Origin of the sequence: Neptuniibacter sp. QD72_48, assembly GCF_047778065.1 — a bacterium.
GTDB lineage: Bacteria > Pseudomonadota > Gammaproteobacteria > Pseudomonadales > Balneatricaceae > Neptuniibacter.
This window is the reverse complement of the sequence record NZ_CP180548.1, coordinates 36963-56151: the sequence shown is the minus strand read 5'-3', so window position 1 is coordinate 56151 and position 19189 is coordinate 36963. Positions and strand designations below refer to the sequence as shown.

The window sequence follows — 19189 nt, the reverse complement described above, 5'->3', positions numbered from 1 at the left end:
ACTCCTTCCGTGGTTGGTTCGTTAGTTTATTTTGTTTGTTTCTAATGACATCGCATATGGTCGCTGATCAGATCGGCATAGATGTCGGTAAATAATTCATAACGCTTTACAATGCGGTCATCATGACAAAGCAGGTAATCCTTACCACTTTTCTTAAATGACCAATTAAACCCCTCTTCCTCTTTCACATCGGTGAGCAACATACGGGAGTAAGGGTTGTGTTGAATGAAGTGTAAACGGCAACAAATCAGGCGTTGAATCTCATGCAATAACAGCTCAACTGCTGCCTCTGCATGTTCAGCAGTACGTGGCTCAACCAGATCAAACAACCAATCTTTAAAGCTGTGGTAAGCACCGCTGTGCTGATCAAATCCAGAGAGATGAAACTTAACGTTATCTCGCTGCTGCCTCTCCAGCTTCTTAGAGTTTTCCGCAGGAGTCATCAGCAAGAAGTAATTTGTTTTCATGCGGTAAACACGATTGAAGACGTAGTACTCAGCTTCAACCACATAGGCATTTTTGAATACGTCAGACTCTTTAGTGCTCAGAAGGTCGATACGAAGCGGCAGCTCAGTATTACCTATCATGTAGACTTGTTCAGCTTGTTCCTCTCTATGGCGTTCAACCATCTTATCGAGAGAAACCTTATCATTCTGTGATTTCATTCAACATTCCTTGTTGGTTTAAATATATGTGGCAGATACTAGCAGATTATAATATATTTGTCAAGGAATAACGAGAAGTTAGGTATAGATGCATCATATACAGGTTAGATGTATCACTCATGTAGACTAGAATGAGAAAGGGATCAGCCGAAGCCGATCCCATCCCAAATTTAAAGAATTTTTTTGATCTACCTGATGTGTTGGTAAATTCGGTAGTACACAGGTATCTCTTAACAAACTAAAAACAAGGAAATTCAAAGTTTGTATGGTAATATTATCATAATAAATATTATTTGTCAAGTAATATTTAAAAGCTAACGTTATATTTAGGTTTCACCTGAGGGGTGGGGGTTGCTCAGTGGCTTCTTATGTTGCTAACAGATATAAAAAAAGCCCTGCGCTTGGCAGGGCTGATTAAAGTGAGATAATGACTCCCCCCTTAAAACAACGTGATGCCAAGGCCAAACCCAACAAGGCCAGCAAAGAATGGATCACAAGAAGAATCTTCTTTGAATTGATCTGACTTAATGAGACGTTCCAGTTCCGCAGAAGAAAGGCTCTTCTCAAACGCCACTGAGCTGTACTCAGGGTATGCGGATAAAATCTTATTACGTTTAACCTGCTCTTCACGTTGTGCTTTTTGCTCAGCCGTTATCTGAACATTATTAAATGAGTATCCGTTTGCTTTTTTCATCTTAAATTCCCTTTTAAGTAATGAATTAAAAGCCCCGTATTTCAGGGGCATGGAGATGTCTAACCCTTATAGGTAAGACGCGTAAACATCAGAAACATCGTCAAGAGAATACGCATCAAAGCAATACTCATCTTCTTCCCAGATCACGCCACGCTCCTGTGCGTAGTAGCTCTGGTTGTTCTGGTCATTGATCTCATCAAACTGACCGGCTTTGATCATCTGCTTAACGTGTTTTGCGTTTTTGACAACAACATCGCCTTTGTCATTAGCGAGGTAATCGAGTGCGAGGGAATCTTCATCATGAACGATAATGATCTGTTCTTCATTATCGATAACAGCGGAAATATTGTATGGGTTTACTAATTCGTTTACTAATTGTAGTTCTTTATTTAAATTCTTCATAATTTCACTTCCTTGTTTTTTTGTTATCGGTCGAATCCTTGACCTTTGATACTATATATATTAGTCGGCTTTATTATACTTGTCAAGGAATATTGGCGAGTTTGGACAATAACTCCGTATTTAGTGGAGATGCATCATTAACGAGTTGGATTTCAGGAAGTTTTTTTAAGAAAGTGATGAAAAAGGCCGCTCAGGGCGACCTTGTAAGATAAAAAATCAACTAGCAGGTCTGACTATGATATGAAAATTATCCAACTTAAGGACATAATCTTCTTCAATTGAACCATCCCTAATCTTCTTGAGTATGAGGTTTACAATATCGTCATCCTTGATATTATCTAATGACAAGCTTTTATCTATTTTAACAAAGCCTTCATTTCTAGGTAATTTTATCTTTGCTGTTTTCGCATTATTTAAAATACGATCAACCAAATAATTCCGATACCTTCTATCCATTACATAACAATATTCAAGAAACGCATCTAAGTTAATGCTTCTAAATAGCTCTCCATCTTGGGCCTGAACACTAAAAGCATATCTAGATAGCTTATCTCCAACCTTATTTAGGAAGTTATTAATAATAATCGAGTCCTTATAATCCTCATCCATACTCACACTCCTTGTGATTTATTAAATTAATTATTGAAACCGTCTTGGTGAAAACGTCAGGGTGCCGATCTCCAGATACATCGGCTCCATATCGTAATCAGTACTGTCCTTAAGCTGTTGGTACACATTCTGGAACAGCTCGCCTGATTTATCTTCTAACAGAAGGTAAGAGCGTAAGCCTTGAAAGGTTAAAACCTCGATCACTTCGTTTTTGGTCAGTGAGAACACCCATTTATCTCTTAAGGAAAGACCTGCTTTTAAGCTGCCTTGGTATTCAGCTTTAGGGATAAAGCGAACCTTGTCTGGATACTCCGCATTCAGCAGTGCATAGTTGCGGGTTTTTAACGCGCCCCCTGCTTCCAGACTGCGTACTAGGGTTGTTCGGTTGTGGGCAACCAACGCATCGTAATACGGCAAGAATTCCTCGCTTGGCAGCAACACAAAGTTAGGTGAATTATGGCGTTTCACCAGAACAACGTAATTCTCTAACTGAACATGTAAACGGGATTCCAGTGTTTTACGCTTAGGTGGCGTTTCGACAGACGGTGCAGTTGATACCTCTGCTTCTGCTTGCACCTGTTCTTCAGTTGACTCCGAGATCAATTCTGGTGAGTTTTCAGGCTGAATTGATCGTAAAGTCAATACAGAGCCTATTGAGGTAGAAACGATCCTTAAAGCCGTTTCCAGTTCGATCACACGGCGTTGCAGTTGTGCGATCTGGTTATCCTTTTCCTTTAGTAATGCATCCATGCATAGTCTCCTGTTGTTTATTTATTATTGTTGGTGCTGAGCTTCCATCTCAGCAAAGATAGCTTTCATCTTGGGTTGCTGACGTTTATGCACCCAGTAGCAAATGCCGCCTAAAACTATTAACGCAGGCCACATAACAGCAAACGTACTGGAAAACTCTGAGATCACCACAGCAATGGCCATAATAGAAAAGATATACACGGCAAAGGTTGCGTATGGAGAAAGCTTACGATCACCCTCAGCATCTTCCTTAACGTCTACAGAAGGCTCCTCCACCCCTTCAGGTGCCACCATCTCCTGAACCACTGGCTTAACTTCGGTTTTAACACGGCTCAGGGTATAAATACGGCCATCCAGAATCAGTTGGAATTCGATACCTATCGCCACGTTTTCTTCGATGTAGCGAATCACTGATTGATGGTTGCTTGTGCCTTCAATGGCTAGCAGGAAAGGCTTAACACCGATCTTTCCGCACATACCACAGGACACTTCCCAGCTTTCTAATTGTTCAATTAATGTTGTTGCTTTAGTCATGTTCACGCTCCTTGTGAATTAGTTAGTTTTACTTTTATCAATCAACTCAAGTCTGATCTCACTAACTATTGAGGCTCTTTCAGCAGCAGGACTTGTCTTGATCATCTTATAGGTCAGGTAGGCAATTTCGTTAAGCTTCCAATCTTCATGCACACTAGGAACACCTTCCATGAGTTCACTTTTTAGCTTTGCAACCTCTAAGGATTTTTTAAAATGAGGCTGCTCCCAACTGTAGTTTTCGCAAGTAAATTGCTTAGCTTTAATCCAGTCGGTGCCACAGCCTAAGTACGTGGAAACATAGATGTTGTGAACTTCTTCAGGACTAACCTCAACAAGCCCTGTTAATGAAGAATGCCAACCGCTTTCACGCACAGACTCAAGTGTAGAGTTCAGTGCATTCGAGATCGCTTTCGGATCAAATTTACCCATAGAAAGCTGATCTGTAATTAAGCCATTCACATGCACAATAGTTGTTTTATAACGATCAATATCGACACCGCCAAAGCGATTAAAATAACTGCGATCTAATTCATCTCTTGAGACCTTACCTTCGATATCAAAGATACGGTTATAGTCCTCATCCGAAAAATCAATATGGATCACCGCAAAAGAACCATGATCCTTAACTGAATAGCCTTTAGGCTTCATAAATTCTGCAGTCATACCAATAAACATCACAGCACAGAACAAATATGCAAAGAGAGCAGGAAAGCCTGTTAGATCTCCATCTTCCTTTGGTTTCGCATCAGGAAGCTGGTTGCGACTAACGCGTTTAATGTCATACACGCAGCCATTAACAATAATTTGGAAAGGTTTTTGTATTTCGGTTTTCTCTTGAATAAATTCCAATAGCTCATCACTATTGTTTTCACCTTTAACCGCCATAATGAAGGTATCCGCAGAAATACGGCGGCTACTTGGATTAGAGATTATCCAGTCAGATAATTTATTGATTACTTGGTCTTCTAGTTGAGTTTTCATCTTCACACTCCCTGTGCTATTAAATTAAATAAGTAAGGTAAAAAGCCCTGCCTCCGTGCAGGGCCTGTATTAATTAGATACGTGGATTACCAAACGTTTGACGGGGAGCTGACCACCCTTCACTGTCAGCACTAAAGTGCTCTAACAGTTGATCAGGTTCAGTCGCATAAGACGTGATATTGTGCGCAGGCACAGAGATACCCTTTTGATCACAGACCTCAAACATCATCTCTTCGATGCTTGCCAGTAAGCTCTGGTTTGCATCACCTAAGATGATTTCATCTTCAGCCTTATACTCAACCGCTTTAATGATCGCTTCATAGAACGCATGCAGCTGCTCGTGGTCGCGGATTGTGTCGAACTCAGTGATGAGATCTTCTTCATAAGCTAACAAGGTTAGGTCATCAAACAGTGTGTTCTCATCAACATTCGTGAACTCACCCTGCTCTACATCGATAGAGGTGATATCGACTTCAGAATCGTTAATGGAATAAGAGAAGCTGGCAACTAGCTCATCTGAACTGGACATAGAGGGATTAAACACATCTTCAAGAGATGCTTTAACGTCGATTAGAATGCCATTGATTACAACAGACTTGTTTATAGAATAACTCATAATTCACTTCCTTGTTTTTATGTTTTAAAAAAATATTTTCAAATGGAAGGTCGATCCGTTGACTTTCCATACTCTATATATTAATAGAGTTTCAAATATTTGTCAAGGAATATTAAGGAATTTGGACACAAACTCCGTATTCAGTGAAGATGAATCATTTATAGTTTGTTAAAGGGAGAATAATTCTGATTTTTCCTGTTCGACAGTCTCTGAATTAAGGTTTTTCAGGTTATACAGCAGGACATCACACAGGCGATCATAGTCTTCACGATCTGGTGTTAGGAGTGCTGTACGGTCATTACATAGCTCTTCAATACCCTGCAGAACCTCAATCTCAGAAGGACTGAGGATCGGCCTGAAACCCTCATCAGTTAAGATCTTCAGCAGAGTTTTATAGTTTAGCACCCTAAACTCTTCACTCTTCATAATTAAGCTGTTGTGCACCTCATTATGAGGATCAATCAGAACAGAACGATCCAGAGCAGACAGGAACTCACACATAAAACGTGGATTACCTAAGGGCGTGTACTTATCCAGATTGTCTGCATCCTTAGGACTGACTGATCCGCCTTCGTACACATGCACCAACAAGCTGTACTGATGAAACAGGTAGTTCTCCAGTTCTAATGCAGTACTGAAATACGAACCTTGTACATTAAAGGTACGACTTTTAAATAAATAGGCTTTTGGATTTGCACTAAACCAAATATCGACTTGCAGAATATCCAAGACCTCAGACAGTCGATCTGAGGTGGTTAACACCCTACCTTCTTTAAAGATATGTTTGGCAAGCGATACAGACATAACTCAATCCATTTGACTAAAACCGATAACCATTAATTTAATAACGATAAATATACTTGTCAAGTAATAGTAGAGGATAAAAGATAAGGCCACTCAGTGTGGCCCCTTAATTCTTATGCGTAAAAACCAAATTGAGTTTTTACAGAATTAAACTTTTCATCTTTGGGATGCGAGATCACCGTGATGCCCTGATTGAGTTTATCCATCATGCCCATCAATGACATAAAGCTAGAGATCTCCATATAACTAAGCTTTTTGTCCTGCCCTAATACGGTAAAAATTCCCGATAATTCAACTAAAAACTCCCGCTGATTATCAGAACGTAATGGATAGTGATAATCCAGAAAGTCTTTTAAATCGTCCTGCTCAATCGAGAGATATTCGGTTCGCTTCAGCTTTCTCTCATACGGCTTGTGATACAGATCAGGGCTTTGCATACAGGCATGACTGCTGACAATACCTGAGATGAAAGCGTTATCCTTAAAGCTTACAACCATGCAATCCATCTCATTCAACGGCACCATAATGTTGTAGCTATTACAGTGGTTTTCGTAATGATCCTCGATGAGCTTTGCATCAATCTTATAGATCAGATGATTGCCTGAGCGCAGTTCGTCAGAGATGTATTTGATGTACTGATCTTCCTGCTCATAGGTGATGCTGTGTCGCTCAAAGGTATATTCATTGACCATACATCACCTCCTTGAACGACTGTGTAGAAACACACTTACGCTTTGCAATCTGAATCAGATTTTCATTTAAATTAAAGAAATGACCGAAGGAATAGACATACTCTCCTTGGTTAAGGAGCTGATCTTGATAACGCTCCATCTGACTGACCACATAGGTAATGTCCAGCAACTCATCTTCAGTAATACTGGAGGTCGTAATCAGATTAAGATAGATCCCGTACAACCCCATACGGGCATAGATACCATCCTGACACGTTGCCTCTGTTGGCTTACCGTCAGGAAAAGCTTTATGAAAAGCCGCCATAAATGCTGTGTGGTACGGACTATATTCTTCTATGGTATTCACCGTTGCACAGAAGGCGCGAAACGCTGAAGGTGCATCCAAATCCTTTTGGGTGATTAATTCAATCATATTAATTCCTTTTACTTAGAAGACGGTTCCCTGTCTTGCTGTTGATGGTTTCGCTCGATATCCCAATAGGGTTCTTCAAGCGCATGCTCATCACCCAGAGCCAGCATAAAACGCTGCTCTAAACGGCGTTCTACATACTCTCGGTGCTTGTCTATTTCGTCCTGACTTTTATGTTTCATTTTGATGTCCTTATCGTTCAGTTGTGTTGAGTTATCGAATCCGACTCGCCTGAATTGCCTCTTCCAGAGGGCGTTTAAATTCAGCGGTCATCGGAAATTCACCGCAGAGGTAATGGCGGTAGCCATCAACATCTTTATACGGTGTAAAGGCTTCAGGTTTGCCGCCACAGCAGTAGTTATGCTCTGAACCTTCAACCAAGCTTAAGTAAGGCCCGTACTGGCTCACAGGCGTAAACGCACTGCAGATCTGGCCAACAGGAATACCCTCTTCAGGAATATCCTTCCCTCGCAGCTCATTAAGGTTCCAATCAGCAACATCGGTGTGTGCGCGACCATTTCGGAATGTCCATGTGTAGTCAGAGAAGAACAGGGACTGATTGTTAAATTCAGCAACCTTATAGTTGTATCCGACAATGCTTGTCGTGTGGTGCATGATGTAAATCGTACCCACCATGAAAGCCACAAAATTGAAGGTTTTAACAGTGCCTTCTAAAAATGCTTTTAAGGCATTAACAACCTTCTGCTTACGGGTAAGCGTTGGCTTCTTTTCTAAACTCACTGGTTGAACATCCGTATTCATAACAATCCTTATTTTAAATGCGTTTTACACAGTCCAATTTGCTCATCCTGAGCGGTATTTTTACAGCGCTTGCCTGACTTTGTAGCCGCTCGGCAACGCTGCACCATAATGCGTTCTTTGTGCTCATACACCACTCCAGAATCGTTCTTACCTTGATCACGTTTGGTGTAGACATCGGCACGGTAGGAATCCCAGAGCACAGGATCAATTTCGCCCTTATAGATCACCATTGCGGCTTCATCAGTACAGCCTTCAGGTGAAGGCATACCGAACCATGTCTCTCCGACCTGCATCACGATCTCAGGTGCGATCTGGTTCAACGGCACCGCTTCAATGGTTTCACCATTCATGCTGCCGCCTTCAAACAAAACAGTGGTATATCCCTTTGGCATGATTAACCCTCTGGATCTTTAAAGAATTGATTACACTCATTACAGAAATAATGAGCTTCATGTGAAGTCGCATAACGACCTGAATGGCAGCGACCATGCTCAGCCTCGTAGAACTGTAATGCATCTTCCGCCTGACACGCAGGACAATCACTCCATTCAACGGGTTCTGCTGCATCCACAGGGCCTGAACTCTGGATCGAATCCACTGGCACCAGTAGTGAATTACGCAGTGTCTGATACTGTTTTACAGCCTTCTCTGTCGCTTTTTCCTGTGCATCAATACGATCATTAAGCTCTTCAATCATCTTGACTGCATCAGCTTCCAGCTCAGCGATATATTTGTCTTTCTCTGCCAGCAAATAACGCTTTTCAATATTCTTAATAACAGCCTCTGCATGAAGGGGCGAATCGTATCGATCCACGTTTTCCCTGATCCACTGGATCTCCCATTCTAGGCAAACATTCTTCTTTTCTTCTTCCATTATTAAATCCTTTTAAAGTGCGTAATCACGCATGTTGGATGCGGATTCAGCTTTCTTTTCAGCTTCGTTTTCCCGGCCTATCAGCTCATCGCTTTTCGCCAACAAGTCAGACCACTTCTGACGAACGTTTTCACGCTCCTCTTCTGATTCAAAGGCTTCATTCTGTTCAATGGTGTCCCAGAAATACTCAATGATGTATTCCAAGCTGTCATGATAGGTAGGACGTAATGATTCTTCAGTCTGGATAGAATCAATGAGGAGATCGACATGCTGTTCGTTGATATCGAAAATGATATCCAGCTGACTGTATTCAGAAAGGTAAAACTCCACAGACTTTTCTAAATGAGCGATGTAATTCACATACCGATGACCTGACAGTAATCGGTTGTTTGTACCTTTATTTAGACTAAAACGTATCTCACTGCTCATAACATTCTCCAGCTGTTAAGTTGCTCCGTTTCCTACAGGGCTTTAATCTCTACTAAATTATCAAAACTCAATACGAGCCTTGCGTTCATAGCGAGTCTGCCTCGCAGCAGCTCCGCGCTCATGTTTTTCAGACAATACCCCCACTCTTTCTTCTTCGTTTTTCCATTTCTTGCGCCAAACACTAATACCGTAAAGATTGCGGCCTTTAATCAGCTTTTTTGAACCATCTTTAAGCTGAAGCGTGAACGTATGCTGCTGTTTATTTTTTCCATATGAGTCTTTAATGATTTTTGCTTCAACCAGATTGTAATCAGCCAAAACATTAGCCATCTTCCCAAACCTATTGATAGCTTTGCGCTCCCAAACTCTTTCAATAAAAAGTACCTCATCACCCACGCAGCAATCGCCCGTTGAGTTAATTGCATAAGAGCGTGTAGCTTTATCTAGCTTCTTCAATTCATATTCATGATCATTACGAGCTTTATAATCTTCAACATTACTAACTAACTGATCGAAAACCTTCTCTGTTCTTTTAAGTAGCTTCATTATTACATTCCTTGTATTTGTTTCGGGTGGAATCCCTTGCCAATAATATAGACCATTATACAGACTTTAGTATATTTGTCAAGGAATAATGGAGAGTTTGAGAAATTCAACTGCATATGATGTAAACGCACTGCTTATAACCTATTGATAAATATAGATTTACCTTGTTTATGTGTATACGTGTATACATCAACACTTATACATGCCTACTTGTGTATATGTGTTGACATATTGTTTTAATTATGTTAAAGTAATGGCAGTCTGAAATTAATATCAGACACAAACTCAACTAATAAATAATTAACTCTAAACATAAGGAATCGTTTTATGAGTGCATATATTGCTTCACTTTGGAATGATAAAGGCGGCGTTGGTAAAACAACGGTAGCTGTAAATATGGCCACTGTTGCAGCCGCAACTGGACTAAAAGTGGCCCTCGTAGATGCTGATCCACAGCGTTCAGCACGAGACTGGCAAACTCTGGCGGGAGAAGAAGGTTTCGGATTTCCAGTAATTGGACTGGATACCCTACAACAACTTAAAGGCTTGAAAGAGATTTCTCAGCCTTACGATTTAGTGATTGTTGATGGCGCACCGCGAGCACCTGAATGTGCTGCGACAGTACTTAAACAATCTGATCTCTTCCTTATCCCTGTTCAGCCTTCCGCACTGGATCTACTGGCAACTCAGCACTTGGCTTCAACCGTAGTTGAACGCTTGGAACTCATTGAAGGCACAGACACTAAACTCGAAGCACGCTTCTTGATCACGATGGCCGGTAAAAACACAGTGCTTGGCCGCGAGATCTCAAACGCTGCTCAAGAGCTTGGCGTACCTGTAATGAAGTCTCGAACCCACCGCTACGAGGAAGTTAAGAAGCTCGTTGGTCGCGGGGAAACCGTGGTCGATCTAGGAGATGACCACCCTTCCAAGCAAGAGATTGCGGGGATTATCAATGAAGCCTTTGCCATCCTGAATGGCGAAAAAGAACAGAAATCAGCATAAGGAGATGCGACATGGTAGCTAAAAAGAAAACAGAAAAAACAGAGCAAAAAGAACAAGGTTCAAGCCTGCTAGGTTCAGTGGTTAAACTAAATTCGAAAAAAGATGATGTAGAACCACATCCAGAAAAAGAAGCGGCTAAAGCTATTATCCGCGAGGACATTCCTGAAGCAGATACAAAACAGGAAACAACTGAAACTTCAGAGGCTACGCAGCCTGCAGCGGAGCCTGAAGTTAAAACAGAACCTGAAACAGTCGAAACAGAAGAGACTAATGAGAAAGAAGATGAAGGCACTTCTTTCCATGTACGCATCTCAAAATCACGACTGAAGAAATTAAGACTCATGGCTATGATGGATGATCTTAATCTCAGTGATTTTGTTAATGATCGTTTCGATCAGATGGAAGATGGCACCTGCACTTCCGCAGACATCAAAGCCCGTAAGAAAAAGCGCGAAGCTGCAAAAAAATAATTATTTTAATTAGATAATTATCTCAGAAGACCGGAACTTACCTTCCGGTTTTTTTGTGCACTTTGGAATCCGGTGCCATCCTCCCCACTAGGTGAATGCCCGTGGCGTTAAAGCATGAGCAACGTGTTGCGATATGCGTAAACCCCTACGCCACGCAAAGAGAGCAGGGCCATGCCCTGATCGATGCGCAGCATAATATTGGATTCCTTATTAGAATGAAGTTTACTTCATTCATCGCTGCGCTGAGCAGCGGCGTTTTTTCTTTGTTCCCAAGAAGAACCGAGCGGCGCGAGGATGTTCCCAACCGAGCGCGTGAGTGCGAGGATGATTCCAACCGAGCCGCTGATCGTAGCATAGCGGAGATCGGTGAGGTTCCTTGGGGACAACAATTCCGATTGGGAACAATGAGTTTATTGTCCTCAACGGTTTTCCATCAGCTGGCGATAACATTATGTTAAGCAGGCAGAGTTCGTACTACGAAGATCTGGCTGATCGGGTAGGGCAGGCGATCTTTTGTTTTTTTGATTGATCACAACAAGGGGTGTCTTCAAGATACCTTACAAGTCTACGCTTCTACATGACTACAAGTGGATACGTGTATATGTATACACATCACCACAACTACACATCGACACCTATACACTTCACCACATCTATACATCTGCACTTCAGCACATGCAGACTTCAACACTTCAACACCTGTAGAGATCTACACTTCACTACATCAACACCTCTACACTTGGCTATCTCTACACTCATACACTTCTATCTATCTACACCTCAACACTGGATAATGCCTACTTGTCTATATGTGTATATGTCTACACATCTACACTTGAGGACAACAACACATCAGCACTTGGAAGCAACCAACCAGAGAGGAGGGGAGGGCTGGCCCCTCAACTCCGAACTGATCATTTGCTACCAACTCACTTTAATCAGCTCGCTCATAATCCATCAATATTCTGAGCTTACCTACCTATTAAACTGAGCGAGTGTATATCAGTTGTTTCCAACAAACTGATCGATCTGGCCTGCTTCAACTTCGTACTACGAAGATAAGAATTCCATCGAAGGTGAACAGGGCAGGCGGCAGATCTTGATAACAACATAATCAGTAAAATGCATTTTACCTCTAATATCATGTTAAGAGATCTCATCCAATACTGCGGTTAAACCTAGCAGACCACAGGATTAAAAATCTCAATGGACGCTGATCCCATTACAAAAGGTGAGGCAAAAGTTCACACCTCACCAACACCCCATCACGACTGGGATGCAGCAACCATAAAGATCAAAATAGGTGAGGTGATCGTTTACACTTCAGATTCCGATAATGGATCTACCTCATCTCTAAAACTGACAAACTCAAATCGCTCATGATCACTTAACGACATCAATAACCGCTGGCCAAGTTCACTTTGAAGATAAATTGTAGGATCGATACCCTCTGATAAATCGCACTTGTATCGAACAATCAACTGATTAAAACCTAACGACTTCAATTCACTCATCACCACATCTCTCTTTCATCCAGTTTCAAATCACTATTATCCAACAACTGGAAGAAAGCGATGTCGCGCCAAGCAACGATTTTCACCATCTCATCCGCAATCGATCATTCTATATCGATTGGTATCAACCATCCATGCGAAGCAGGGGAGTGAAGTAAACGAATGAAAATCCCAGAGGTGAGGTAAAATTCAGATCCACAGTTCACTCACCTCATTACCGATTTACTTCATCCGTTTGTTTGGCATCTGCGCTATTACTCACCAGTGCTGAGCTTGGCGCTTGATACCAACTTCACTTCACTTCACTCTATTGAAACCGTCTGCTTATATTGGATCGGCTACCCTGCGAAAGCTGAATTTTCCGTTCACCATTTCTGTTGGCAGACTCACAGGCGAAAGCTCAAATCTGACTTGCACAGATTTCTATGGACAATTTGCACTGACTGCATTGATACCAACCGAATTGCATTGACCACAACTGATCTGGACTAACTGGCATAACCACTGTGTCTTGACTACAACACCACAACCATCACACCACTACTGCATTACCACACCCACCATGCCACAACCACAACGACATAACCCAATTATCATTATTATCACACTATGGCACTCGGATCGATTGCGGATGAGATGGTGAAAATCGTTGCTTGGCGCGACATCGCTTTCTTCCAGTTGTTGGATAATAGTGATTTGAAACTGGATGAAAGAGAGATGTGGTGATGAGTGAATTGAAGTCGTTAGGTTTTAATCAGTTGATTGTTCGATACAAGTGCGATTTATCAGAGGGTATCGATCCTACAATTTATCTTCAAAGTGAACTTGGCCAGCGGTTATTGATGTCGTTAAGTGATCATGAGCGATTTGAGTTTGTCAGTTTTAGAGATGAGGTAGATCCATTATCGGAATCTGAAGTGTAAACGATCACCTCACCTATTTTGATCTTTATGGTTGCTGCATCCCAGTCGTGATGGGGTGTTGGTGAGGTGTGAACTTTTGCCTCACCTTTTGTAATGGGATCAGCGTCCATTGAGATTTTTAATCCTGTGGTCTGCTAGGTTTAACCGCAGTATTGGATGAGATCTCTTAACATGATATTAGAGGTAAAATGCATTTTACTGATTATGTTGTTATCAAGATCTGCCGCCTGCCCTGTTCACCTTCGATGGAATTCTTATCTTCGTAGTACGAAGTTGAAGCAGGCCAGATCGATCAGTTTGTTGGAAACAACTGATATACACTCGCTCAGTTTAATAGGTAGGTAAGCTCAGAATATTGATGGATTATGAGCGAGCTGATTAAAGTGAGTTGGTAGCAAATGATCAGTTCGGAGTTGAGGGGCCAGCCCTCCCCTCCTCTCTGGTTGGTTGCTTCCAAGTGCTGATGTGTTGTTGTCCTCAAGTGTAGATGTGTAGACATATACACATATAGACAAGTAGGCATTATCCAGTGTTGAGGTGTAGATAGATAGAAGTGTATGAGTGTAGAGATAGCCAAGTGTAGAGGTGTTGATGTAGTGAAGTGTAGATCTCTACAGGTGTTGAAGTGTTGAAGTCTGCATGTGCTGAAGTGCAGATGTATAGATGTGGTGAAGTGTATAGGTGTCGATGTGTAGTTGTGGTGATGTGTATACATATACACGTATCCACTTGTAGTCATGTAGAAGCGTAGACTTGTAAGGTATCTTGAAGACACCCCTTGTTGTGATCAATCAAAAAAACAAAAGATCGCCTGCCCTACCCGATCAGCCAGATCTTCGTAGTACGAACTCTGCCTGCTTAACATAATGTTATCGCCAGCTGATGGAAAACCGTTGAGGACAATAAACTCATTGTTCCCAATCGGAATTGTTGTCCCCAAGGAACCTCACCGATCTCCGCTATGCTACGATCAGCGGCTCGGTTGGAATCATCCTCGCACTCACGCGCTCGGTTGGGAACATCCTCGCGCCGCTCGGTTCTTCTTGGGAACAAAGAAAAAACGAAAATTGATGTGGCCATAAATGACCACACCGATATTAGAAAAGCCTAACGCCTCTAAGAAAGCTTGCGCTTCCTTCTCGTTGTGCAGCGTAGGGGTTTACGCAGCTGAAGCTGCTTTAACGCTGCTGTCCCTCACCTGATGAGGGGAAGTGTTGCACAATTTAGAGATATTTAAGTCATTAAAATCTTAGAAATGTTTAAAAAACTTCAATATTTGTCATATATTTGCGATGTTTTTGGCCTAAATCTTCAAAATTACTTGTTGAATATAATAATCATTGTTTGATTTGTGTTTATAGTTCTGCTGGATATGGCCTTTTAATTAAATAGTACCCGTCCTTTTATAAAACACCATTATACTATTCATAGAAACTCAACGAATAACAAAAGGATATTGTTATGCATATTACTGATTTGCAGGATGCCATTACCAAGCTCGAAAAAAGGATAGATGAAAAGGTAAATCCGCCTAAAACATTTACCTTTAATAATATTGCGAATGTATCGACCTCTTTGATTGAAATGCAGCAGGAACTGAAAGACCTTAAGAATAAGCTGCGTGAAGCTGAAGAGCTGGCATGGATCGAAGATAAGAAAAAAGATAAGAAGAAACGAGAGGAAGCTGAAACGCTTCAGCAAGAGTTTCTTGAGTCTTCTCGTAAGCATCAGGAAGAACGTCAGAAGGTTTTTCAGAAAACCAGCAAATGGGATAACGATGACGGTTATGGATATTAATCACAGATGATGTGCGTTAATCATAAACCGTTATCGTGCTGCTAACTCTTTATTATTCCTTGACAAATATAATAAATTATGTTAGCATTCCGTATTATCAACAATAGCTAGAAAAGGTATTAATCCCCTGCACTTCCCCTCCTCAGGCGAAGCTCAGGCGCGACCAGAAGGCGGCTCTTTAGTGTCATCGTATAGCGTATACACCCCTCGCCTTCAGCGCCTTTTCTAAATCTCATGGATGAGACATTAACAACAGGAGGTTGTATGAAGAAAAAGATATTAAGTGCAGCAATAGCTGTGTCCTTCCTAATGCCTATGCAGGCGCATGCTTGGGGGAAATTTAAGGGAGGCCCAGTTATAGATATTAATCACATTGTTACGTCAGTGGTGCAATCAGGTCAGGAGCAGTTGAATTCCCTGATTGAGATGGAGCTGGAAGCTTTAGATATGATTAAAGAGGCTGAACAGCACTTTGCGAAGCTATACGCTGACCAGAATAATACCCGCGCAGGTATTCTCTATAAATCACAGGCGGATACGCATCGGTTTAATCATGAAGCCATTACCTCAATGGTGGGCGCTCACGCCTCGATGTGTGTTGAGAACAAGACCCAAGATCATTTCACAAAATCTCTATGTAATCAGGCAGTGGAAGAAGCTGTTGTCGATATCTTGGTGAAGCGAGGTCGAGAGAACACGACCCGTGAAGGCATTTCCCGTATGGAGAAGAACTACATCACTAAATTCAGTGGTACTGAAGGGAGTGGTATTCTGCTGGCTGAGAACGGCTCTGCAATCACCATGACGGAAGAAGAGAAGGAAGCTTACTCATCACCCAGAGTGCTCGTAGATACGTCTCAGGAGCGCTCAGAGGTGCAATACAATGCCGCATTGGACTCAACTTACCTGATGTCTAATTTGTATAAGAATGAAGAGGGTTATCTGCCACTCGGTCAGGTGAGGGAGGATCTGGAAAATCCAGAGACATTAACACTGGTTGATGACCATATCCGCTATGCTCAATGGAATCTGATTGAACATGGCGCATTTAACCATTTGGCGTTGCCTGTGGTTGAAGAAGGGTTTGAGGGTCAGGAGAGCTTACTTAGCTCAATTAAGACTGTAGCTACGTCTGAGTTCGGTTCAGAATTAGCAGATGAAAATATGGAATTCTATAACCGTCCAGAGAACCGTAAAGCCAGTATTGATCAGCGCCGTAAGGTGTTATCACTGGCGAAAAGAAACTGGTTAAACCAGATGAAAATTGAACAAAATGAACGAATGATTCACATGTTGGCACTGGATTTAGTGGCAACAATCAACGATTAACAAGGAGCGTTAATATGCACATTGAATTGGTATCAGAGTTAGTTAAAGAGCTGATGGAAGTCTCCAACAGCCATGTAAAGAAACAGGGTGAAGCCACGCAGAAAACAGGTGAGTGCCTGATGAACTTGGGTGCGAACTACCCGCTTTCTCAGGAGGATTCACAAGCAGTGTTTAAGCTTGTGAAAACCCATAAGGCAGTTGGTGAATCCGCACTGGATCTCAATGCGGCTGTGGCCAAGCTCGGTTTTAAATTAAAACTGCTAGAGCTGGATCAGGCACATAAGTTTGAGTGCGAAGTGATTAATGAGCGCAATGAGGGTGATTGCTGTGAGATGTACGATGTGATCGGCGGCATTAATGCCATGAGTACGGATCAGATCATTACCGCATTAAACGATCTGGATGCGCATGATTTTTCTCAAGAGCTGTTTGAGTTTGAGAACGGATATGGCGGATCGTATCAGCTGATCAATCCAAACTATCAGGCACCTCCAAAGCTGTATGGCATTGAGATTACCTAATTAACACTGATTCAAAGGGACTTGAATATGAGTGCAACCAAAGCAAAACCAAAAAGTCAGTTAACGATGAACCTGATTGCTCAGCTGCTTGAAGCTGAGTCAGGTTTAAATCAATCGTTAAAGGCGAAAAGTAAACATAAGCAGCGAGGGCTGGCTTATGGGTAAAGTATTATCACCACAAGATCAGAAGAATCTCGATGATCTGACAAACAAGCTGTATGAGATTGAGGTGATTAAAGATACTTGTGATGACCTGCATCGCCAGATCATGAGTATCGAAGAGAGCCTAACCCTGAATGATATTATGCAGGGCTTAAAGGAAGCTGATGAGAAGATCAGTCAGCAGAAAGCCTTTATGTCGAAGAACATGGATTTCTTCTATGAAATCTTTGCGGAGTATGAGCGTTTCTATCGCTATGAAGTGATTGGTGATTGTAAGTTTGAGAACTTATCCGCGCATAAGTTGGCTGAACATTTGGGCGATATTGATGCGGAACAGATCATTAAGATTTTGAGCTACATGGTGAGCAAGGATCAATCAGATAACGGTTTAATGTTTGAGATCCGCTCTGCTGCATTAGGCCCATGTATTAAATTGATTCGCACGGATGTGCCGTTTGATGCGAATTTCACTATGAAGCGAGAAGCATCATGACAGAGCAGACCTTGCACGTTTATTTTAATGATTGCTATGCGGGTGTTTACACTCGTTGTGATCAAGGTGGCTACCGCTTCACCTATGACCTGAACTATATGAAGTCAGGGTTCGGTGATATCGGGGTGGGCCACCCTAGTCAGGCACGCAGTTTTTACGAGCCTGAGCAGTTTGTCTGCTTTATGAATCTGATCAATGAATCAGCCCGCCCTGATGATTTCTGGGATCTGATGTGGACGCATGGTGAATCTGTTTTTCCTGAAGGATATGAATTCCTAAAAGAAAAACGTCCTGAGAAGACTTCAAAGTATTCTCACACTCACCAGCGGGACATATAATCAGTCTGTCCTAGCAAGACGTGGCGTGTGTTCTGGCTCGATGGCCAGATCTTCACGCCGAACCTCATCCTTCCAGATCCGTTTCGGATTTTCTAAATACCATTTAATACGGGTTTCAATAAGCGGTTGTTTCTCGTTGTCAGGAATATCCAGTTGGATATCCTCAATCGCTTTTTTCTCTGCCTGTTGATACAGCATGTCTGCAACAGGTTGGTTTGGAATGATCTCAATCTTTACTTCAGCATTCAGTGCCTGTGCTGCGCGTTTAAGTGCATCAATGGTAATGGTGCCCTCTTCTTCACGCTGCTCTAATCGGGTGATACCTGTTTGTGTAATGCCAATCCGTTGACCTAATAGCGTGGTATTTATACCTAATGCTTTACGAAGGGATTTAATTGTATAGGACGGTATATCACTCATTTTATTTAAATTGATGCCTTTTAATTAGCCTGTCAAAAAAATATGACATATATATCATAAAAAACTTGACAGGAATTTAAGTTTTGATATAATCGGTGTCATATTCTACTCGGTTAACCTTCATTGGAAACGCCTTGTTCAGAGTTATCGTTGAGTTTAGGGGGGGATCATTGATCCCCCTTTTTATTTGCACGAATAGTTTTTGTGTTAACTCTTTTATATGATGCATAGATCATATATTACTTGACAAATAAAACCTAAAACGATATAACTTGTATGAAAGATAACTGGTTCGTTTACCCATATTGGCTTTGGAATGCGTATTTAGCAACCTTGCTTATACGTGGCTCGATAACAGAGAGCGGTATCAGTTTTTCATTTTTAATTTTAGGTGTGTTTTGGGGCGTGTTGAGCACATGGTTTATGTGCTTTGTTTATCGCCAATCAAGG

29 protein-coding genes are annotated in these 19189 nt (G+C 41.7%); 10 read left to right on the top strand and 19 right to left on the bottom strand.

All coding sequences use genetic code 11. From position 1 onward, the window contains the following. Positions 1-41 precede the first annotated feature (41 nt). The 17 genes from ACMXYX_RS18025 to ACMXYX_RS17945 all read right to left on the bottom strand — a co-directional run bounded on the left by ACMXYX_RS18025 (position 42) and on the right by ACMXYX_RS17945 (position 9767). Positions 42-665: a hypothetical protein gene (locus tag ACMXYX_RS18025; RefSeq protein ID WP_415906858.1), complete on the bottom strand. Its 624-nt coding sequence runs from the start codon at positions 663-665 to the stop codon at positions 42-44. A 439-nt stretch (positions 666-1104) separates the two neighbouring features. Beyond that, a complete protein-coding gene (locus ACMXYX_RS18020; RefSeq protein ID WP_415906857.1) occupies positions 1105-1359 on the bottom strand; it encodes a hypothetical protein in 255 nt (84 codons plus the stop codon). A gap of 66 nt (positions 1360-1425) precedes the next feature. Further along, positions 1426-1761 carry a hypothetical protein gene (locus ACMXYX_RS18015; protein WP_415906856.1) on the bottom strand — a complete coding sequence of 112 codons (336 nt, stop codon included), beginning with the start codon at positions 1759-1761 and terminating at the stop codon, positions 1426-1428. A gap of 216 nt (positions 1762-1977) precedes the next feature. Further along, positions 1978-2370 carry a hypothetical protein gene (locus ACMXYX_RS18010; protein ID WP_415906855.1) on the bottom strand — a complete coding sequence of 131 codons (393 nt, stop codon included), beginning with the start codon at positions 2368-2370 and terminating at the stop codon, positions 1978-1980. 30 nt (positions 2371-2400) lie between these two features. After that, complete coding sequence (locus tag ACMXYX_RS18005; protein ID WP_415906854.1) at positions 2401-3120, bottom strand: hypothetical protein; 720 nt, start codon at positions 3118-3120, stop codon at positions 2401-2403. Positions 3121-3144: 24 nt separating this feature from the next. Next, complete coding sequence (locus ACMXYX_RS18000; protein ID WP_415906853.1) at positions 3145-3654, bottom strand: hypothetical protein; 510 nt, start codon at positions 3652-3654, stop codon at positions 3145-3147. 18 nt (positions 3655-3672) lie between these two features. After that, entirely contained in the window at positions 3673-4635 is a 963-nt protein-coding gene (locus ACMXYX_RS17995) for a hypothetical protein (RefSeq protein WP_415906852.1), read from the bottom strand. 73 nt (positions 4636-4708) lie between these two features. Next, positions 4709-5251 (bottom strand): hypothetical protein, encoded by a 543-nt coding sequence (locus tag ACMXYX_RS17990; RefSeq protein ID WP_415906851.1) that lies wholly within the window; start codon positions 5249-5251, stop codon positions 4709-4711. 168 nt (positions 5252-5419) lie between these two features. Further along, on the bottom strand, positions 5420-6055 hold the full coding sequence (locus tag ACMXYX_RS17985) for a hypothetical protein (RefSeq protein WP_415906850.1): 636 nt from the start codon (positions 6053-6055) through the stop codon (positions 5420-5422). Between the two features lie 113 nt (positions 6056-6168). After that, a complete protein-coding gene (locus tag ACMXYX_RS17980) occupies positions 6169-6747 on the bottom strand; it encodes a hypothetical protein (RefSeq protein ID WP_415906849.1) in 579 nt (192 codons plus the stop codon). Beyond that, a complete protein-coding gene (locus ACMXYX_RS17975) occupies positions 6737-7159 on the bottom strand; it encodes a hypothetical protein (protein WP_415906848.1) in 423 nt (140 codons plus the stop codon). Before ACMXYX_RS17975 ends, ACMXYX_RS17980 begins: the two co-directional genes overlap by 11 nt. Before the next feature lie 11 nt (positions 7160-7170). Next, positions 7171-7338 carry a hypothetical protein gene (locus ACMXYX_RS17970; RefSeq protein WP_415906847.1) on the bottom strand — a complete coding sequence of 56 codons (168 nt, stop codon included), beginning with the start codon at positions 7336-7338 and terminating at the stop codon, positions 7171-7173. Positions 7339-7369: 31 nt separating this feature from the next. Beyond that, positions 7370-7918, bottom strand: coding sequence for a hypothetical protein (locus tag ACMXYX_RS17965; RefSeq protein ID WP_415906846.1), 549 nt, complete (start codon positions 7916-7918; stop codon positions 7370-7372). A gap of 8 nt (positions 7919-7926) precedes the next feature. Beyond that, positions 7927-8310 carry a hypothetical protein gene (locus ACMXYX_RS17960; protein ID WP_415906845.1) on the bottom strand — a complete coding sequence of 128 codons (384 nt, stop codon included), beginning with the start codon at positions 8308-8310 and terminating at the stop codon, positions 7927-7929. 2 nt (positions 8311-8312) lie between these two features. Beyond that, positions 8313-8792, bottom strand: a complete 480-nt coding sequence (locus ACMXYX_RS17955; protein ID WP_415906844.1) for a hypothetical protein — start codon at positions 8790-8792, stop codon at positions 8313-8315. 12 nt (positions 8793-8804) lie between these two features. Continuing rightward, complete coding sequence (locus ACMXYX_RS17950) at positions 8805-9221, bottom strand: hypothetical protein (protein ID WP_415906843.1); 417 nt, start codon at positions 9219-9221, stop codon at positions 8805-8807. A gap of 60 nt (positions 9222-9281) precedes the next feature. Continuing rightward, positions 9282-9767 carry a hypothetical protein gene (locus ACMXYX_RS17945; RefSeq protein ID WP_415906842.1) on the bottom strand — a complete coding sequence of 162 codons (486 nt, stop codon included), beginning with the start codon at positions 9765-9767 and terminating at the stop codon, positions 9282-9284. Between the two features lie 327 nt (positions 9768-10094). Between ACMXYX_RS17945 and ACMXYX_RS17940 the strand changes: the two genes are divergently transcribed. The 3 genes from ACMXYX_RS17940 (at position 10095) to ACMXYX_RS17930 (ending at position 11700) form a co-directional block, all read left to right on the top strand. Beyond that, a complete protein-coding gene (locus ACMXYX_RS17940) occupies positions 10095-10772 on the top strand; it encodes an AAA family ATPase (protein ID WP_415906841.1) in 678 nt (225 codons plus the stop codon). Between the two features lie 11 nt (positions 10773-10783). Beyond that, positions 10784-11242 (top strand): hypothetical protein, encoded by a 459-nt coding sequence (locus tag ACMXYX_RS17935; RefSeq protein ID WP_415906840.1) that lies wholly within the window; start codon positions 10784-10786, stop codon positions 11240-11242. A 101-nt stretch (positions 11243-11343) separates the two neighbouring features. Next, on the top strand, positions 11344-11700 hold the full coding sequence (locus ACMXYX_RS17930) for a hypothetical protein (RefSeq protein WP_415906839.1): 357 nt from the start codon (positions 11344-11346) through the stop codon (positions 11698-11700). A gap of 858 nt (positions 11701-12558) precedes the next feature. Here ACMXYX_RS17930 and ACMXYX_RS17925 read toward each other — a convergent pair. Then, positions 12559-12756: a hypothetical protein gene (locus ACMXYX_RS17925; RefSeq protein ID WP_415906838.1), complete on the bottom strand. Its 198-nt coding sequence runs from the start codon at positions 12754-12756 to the stop codon at positions 12559-12561. 725 nt (positions 12757-13481) lie between these two features. Here ACMXYX_RS17925 and ACMXYX_RS17920 point away from each other — a divergent pair. The 7 genes from ACMXYX_RS17920 (at position 13482) to ACMXYX_RS17890 (ending at position 18319) form a co-directional block, all read left to right on the top strand. After that, positions 13482-13679, top strand: a complete 198-nt coding sequence (locus tag ACMXYX_RS17920; protein ID WP_415906838.1) for a hypothetical protein — start codon at positions 13482-13484, stop codon at positions 13677-13679. Between the two features lie 1461 nt (positions 13680-15140). Continuing rightward, positions 15141-15476 carry a hypothetical protein gene (locus ACMXYX_RS17915; protein WP_415906946.1) on the top strand — a complete coding sequence of 112 codons (336 nt, stop codon included), beginning with the start codon at positions 15141-15143 and terminating at the stop codon, positions 15474-15476. 264 nt (positions 15477-15740) lie between these two features. After that, positions 15741-16805 carry a hypothetical protein gene (locus ACMXYX_RS17910; protein WP_415906945.1) on the top strand — a complete coding sequence of 355 codons (1065 nt, stop codon included), beginning with the start codon at positions 15741-15743 and terminating at the stop codon, positions 16803-16805. 14 nt (positions 16806-16819) lie between these two features. Continuing rightward, complete coding sequence (locus ACMXYX_RS17905; RefSeq protein WP_415906944.1) at positions 16820-17326, top strand: hypothetical protein; 507 nt, start codon at positions 16820-16822, stop codon at positions 17324-17326. Between the two features lie 27 nt (positions 17327-17353). Next, complete coding sequence (locus ACMXYX_RS17900; RefSeq protein ID WP_415906943.1) at positions 17354-17491, top strand: hypothetical protein; 138 nt, start codon at positions 17354-17356, stop codon at positions 17489-17491. Further along, complete coding sequence (locus ACMXYX_RS17895) at positions 17484-17981, top strand: hypothetical protein (RefSeq protein WP_415906942.1); 498 nt, start codon at positions 17484-17486, stop codon at positions 17979-17981. The genes ACMXYX_RS17900 and ACMXYX_RS17895 overlap by 8 nt, the downstream gene beginning before the upstream one ends. Next, on the top strand, positions 17978-18319 hold the full coding sequence (locus ACMXYX_RS17890; protein ID WP_415906941.1) for a hypothetical protein: 342 nt from the start codon (positions 17978-17980) through the stop codon (positions 18317-18319). The genes ACMXYX_RS17895 and ACMXYX_RS17890 overlap by 4 nt, the downstream gene beginning before the upstream one ends. Here ACMXYX_RS17890 and ACMXYX_RS17885 read toward each other — a convergent pair whose 3' ends face one another. Then, positions 18320-18739 carry a helix-turn-helix domain-containing protein gene (locus tag ACMXYX_RS17885; protein WP_415906940.1) on the bottom strand — a complete coding sequence of 140 codons (420 nt, stop codon included), beginning with the start codon at positions 18737-18739 and terminating at the stop codon, positions 18320-18322. Positions 18740-19189 lie beyond the last annotated feature (450 nt).

Excerpts from the sequence above, each read along its gene's own strand:
- ACMXYX_RS18025 (WP_415906858.1), bottom strand. The coding sequence starts at position 665 with ATGAAATCACAGAATGATAAGGTTTCTCTCGATAAGATGGTTGAACGC.
- ACMXYX_RS18020 (WP_415906857.1), bottom strand. The coding sequence starts at position 1,359 with ATGAAAAAAGCAAACGGATACTCATTTAATAATGTTCAGATAACGGCT.
- ACMXYX_RS18015 (WP_415906856.1), bottom strand. The coding sequence starts at position 1,761 with ATGAAGAATTTAAATAAAGAACTACAATTAGTAAACGAATTAGTAAAC.
- ACMXYX_RS18010 (WP_415906855.1), bottom strand. The coding sequence starts at position 2,370 with ATGGATGAGGATTATAAGGACTCGATTATTATTAATAACTTCCTAAAT.
- ACMXYX_RS18005 (WP_415906854.1), bottom strand. The coding sequence starts at position 3,120 with ATGGATGCATTACTAAAGGAAAAGGATAACCAGATCGCACAACTGCAA.
- ACMXYX_RS18000 (WP_415906853.1), bottom strand. The coding sequence starts at position 3,654 with ATGACTAAAGCAACAACATTAATTGAACAATTAGAAAGCTGGGAAGTG.
- ACMXYX_RS17995 (WP_415906852.1), bottom strand. The coding sequence starts at position 4,635 with ATGAAAACTCAACTAGAAGACCAAGTAATCAATAAATTATCTGACTGG.
- ACMXYX_RS17990 (WP_415906851.1), bottom strand. The coding sequence starts at position 5,251 with ATGAGTTATTCTATAAACAAGTCTGTTGTAATCAATGGCATTCTAATC.
- ACMXYX_RS17985 (WP_415906850.1), bottom strand. The coding sequence starts at position 6,055 with ATGTCTGTATCGCTTGCCAAACATATCTTTAAAGAAGGTAGGGTGTTA.
- ACMXYX_RS17980 (WP_415906849.1), bottom strand. The coding sequence starts at position 6,747 with ATGGTCAATGAATATACCTTTGAGCGACACAGCATCACCTATGAGCAG.
- ACMXYX_RS17975 (WP_415906848.1), bottom strand. The coding sequence starts at position 7,159 with ATGATTGAATTAATCACCCAAAAGGATTTGGATGCACCTTCAGCGTTT.
- ACMXYX_RS17970 (WP_415906847.1), bottom strand. The coding sequence starts at position 7,338 with ATGAAACATAAAAGTCAGGACGAAATAGACAAGCACCGAGAGTATGTA.
- ACMXYX_RS17965 (WP_415906846.1), bottom strand. The coding sequence starts at position 7,918 with ATGAATACGGATGTTCAACCAGTGAGTTTAGAAAAGAAGCCAACGCTT.
- ACMXYX_RS17960 (WP_415906845.1), bottom strand. The coding sequence starts at position 8,310 with ATGCCAAAGGGATATACCACTGTTTTGTTTGAAGGCGGCAGCATGAAT.
- ACMXYX_RS17955 (WP_415906844.1), bottom strand. The coding sequence starts at position 8,792 with ATGGAAGAAGAAAAGAAGAATGTTTGCCTAGAATGGGAGATCCAGTGG.
- ACMXYX_RS17950 (WP_415906843.1), bottom strand. The coding sequence starts at position 9,221 with ATGAGCAGTGAGATACGTTTTAGTCTAAATAAAGGTACAAACAACCGA.
- ACMXYX_RS17945 (WP_415906842.1), bottom strand. The coding sequence starts at position 9,767 with ATGAAGCTACTTAAAAGAACAGAGAAGGTTTTCGATCAGTTAGTTAGT.
- ACMXYX_RS17940 (WP_415906841.1), top strand. The coding sequence starts at position 10,095 with ATGAGTGCATATATTGCTTCACTTTGGAATGATAAAGGCGGCGTTGGT.
- ACMXYX_RS17935 (WP_415906840.1), top strand. The coding sequence starts at position 10,784 with ATGGTAGCTAAAAAGAAAACAGAAAAAACAGAGCAAAAAGAACAAGGT.
- ACMXYX_RS17925 (WP_415906838.1), bottom strand. The coding sequence starts at position 12,756 with ATGAGTGAATTGAAGTCGTTAGGTTTTAATCAGTTGATTGTTCGATAC.
- ACMXYX_RS17920 (WP_415906838.1), top strand. The coding sequence starts at position 13,482 with ATGAGTGAATTGAAGTCGTTAGGTTTTAATCAGTTGATTGTTCGATAC.
- ACMXYX_RS17915 (WP_415906946.1), top strand. The coding sequence starts at position 15,141 with ATGCATATTACTGATTTGCAGGATGCCATTACCAAGCTCGAAAAAAGG.
- ACMXYX_RS17910 (WP_415906945.1), top strand. The coding sequence starts at position 15,741 with ATGAAGAAAAAGATATTAAGTGCAGCAATAGCTGTGTCCTTCCTAATG.
- ACMXYX_RS17905 (WP_415906944.1), top strand. The coding sequence starts at position 16,820 with ATGCACATTGAATTGGTATCAGAGTTAGTTAAAGAGCTGATGGAAGTC.
- ACMXYX_RS17900 (WP_415906943.1), top strand. The coding sequence starts at position 17,354 with ATGAGTGCAACCAAAGCAAAACCAAAAAGTCAGTTAACGATGAACCTG.
- ACMXYX_RS17895 (WP_415906942.1), top strand. The coding sequence starts at position 17,484 with ATGGGTAAAGTATTATCACCACAAGATCAGAAGAATCTCGATGATCTG.
- ACMXYX_RS17890 (WP_415906941.1), top strand. The coding sequence starts at position 17,978 with ATGACAGAGCAGACCTTGCACGTTTATTTTAATGATTGCTATGCGGGT.
- ACMXYX_RS17885 (WP_415906940.1), bottom strand. The coding sequence starts at position 18,739 with ATGAGTGATATACCGTCCTATACAATTAAATCCCTTCGTAAAGCATTA.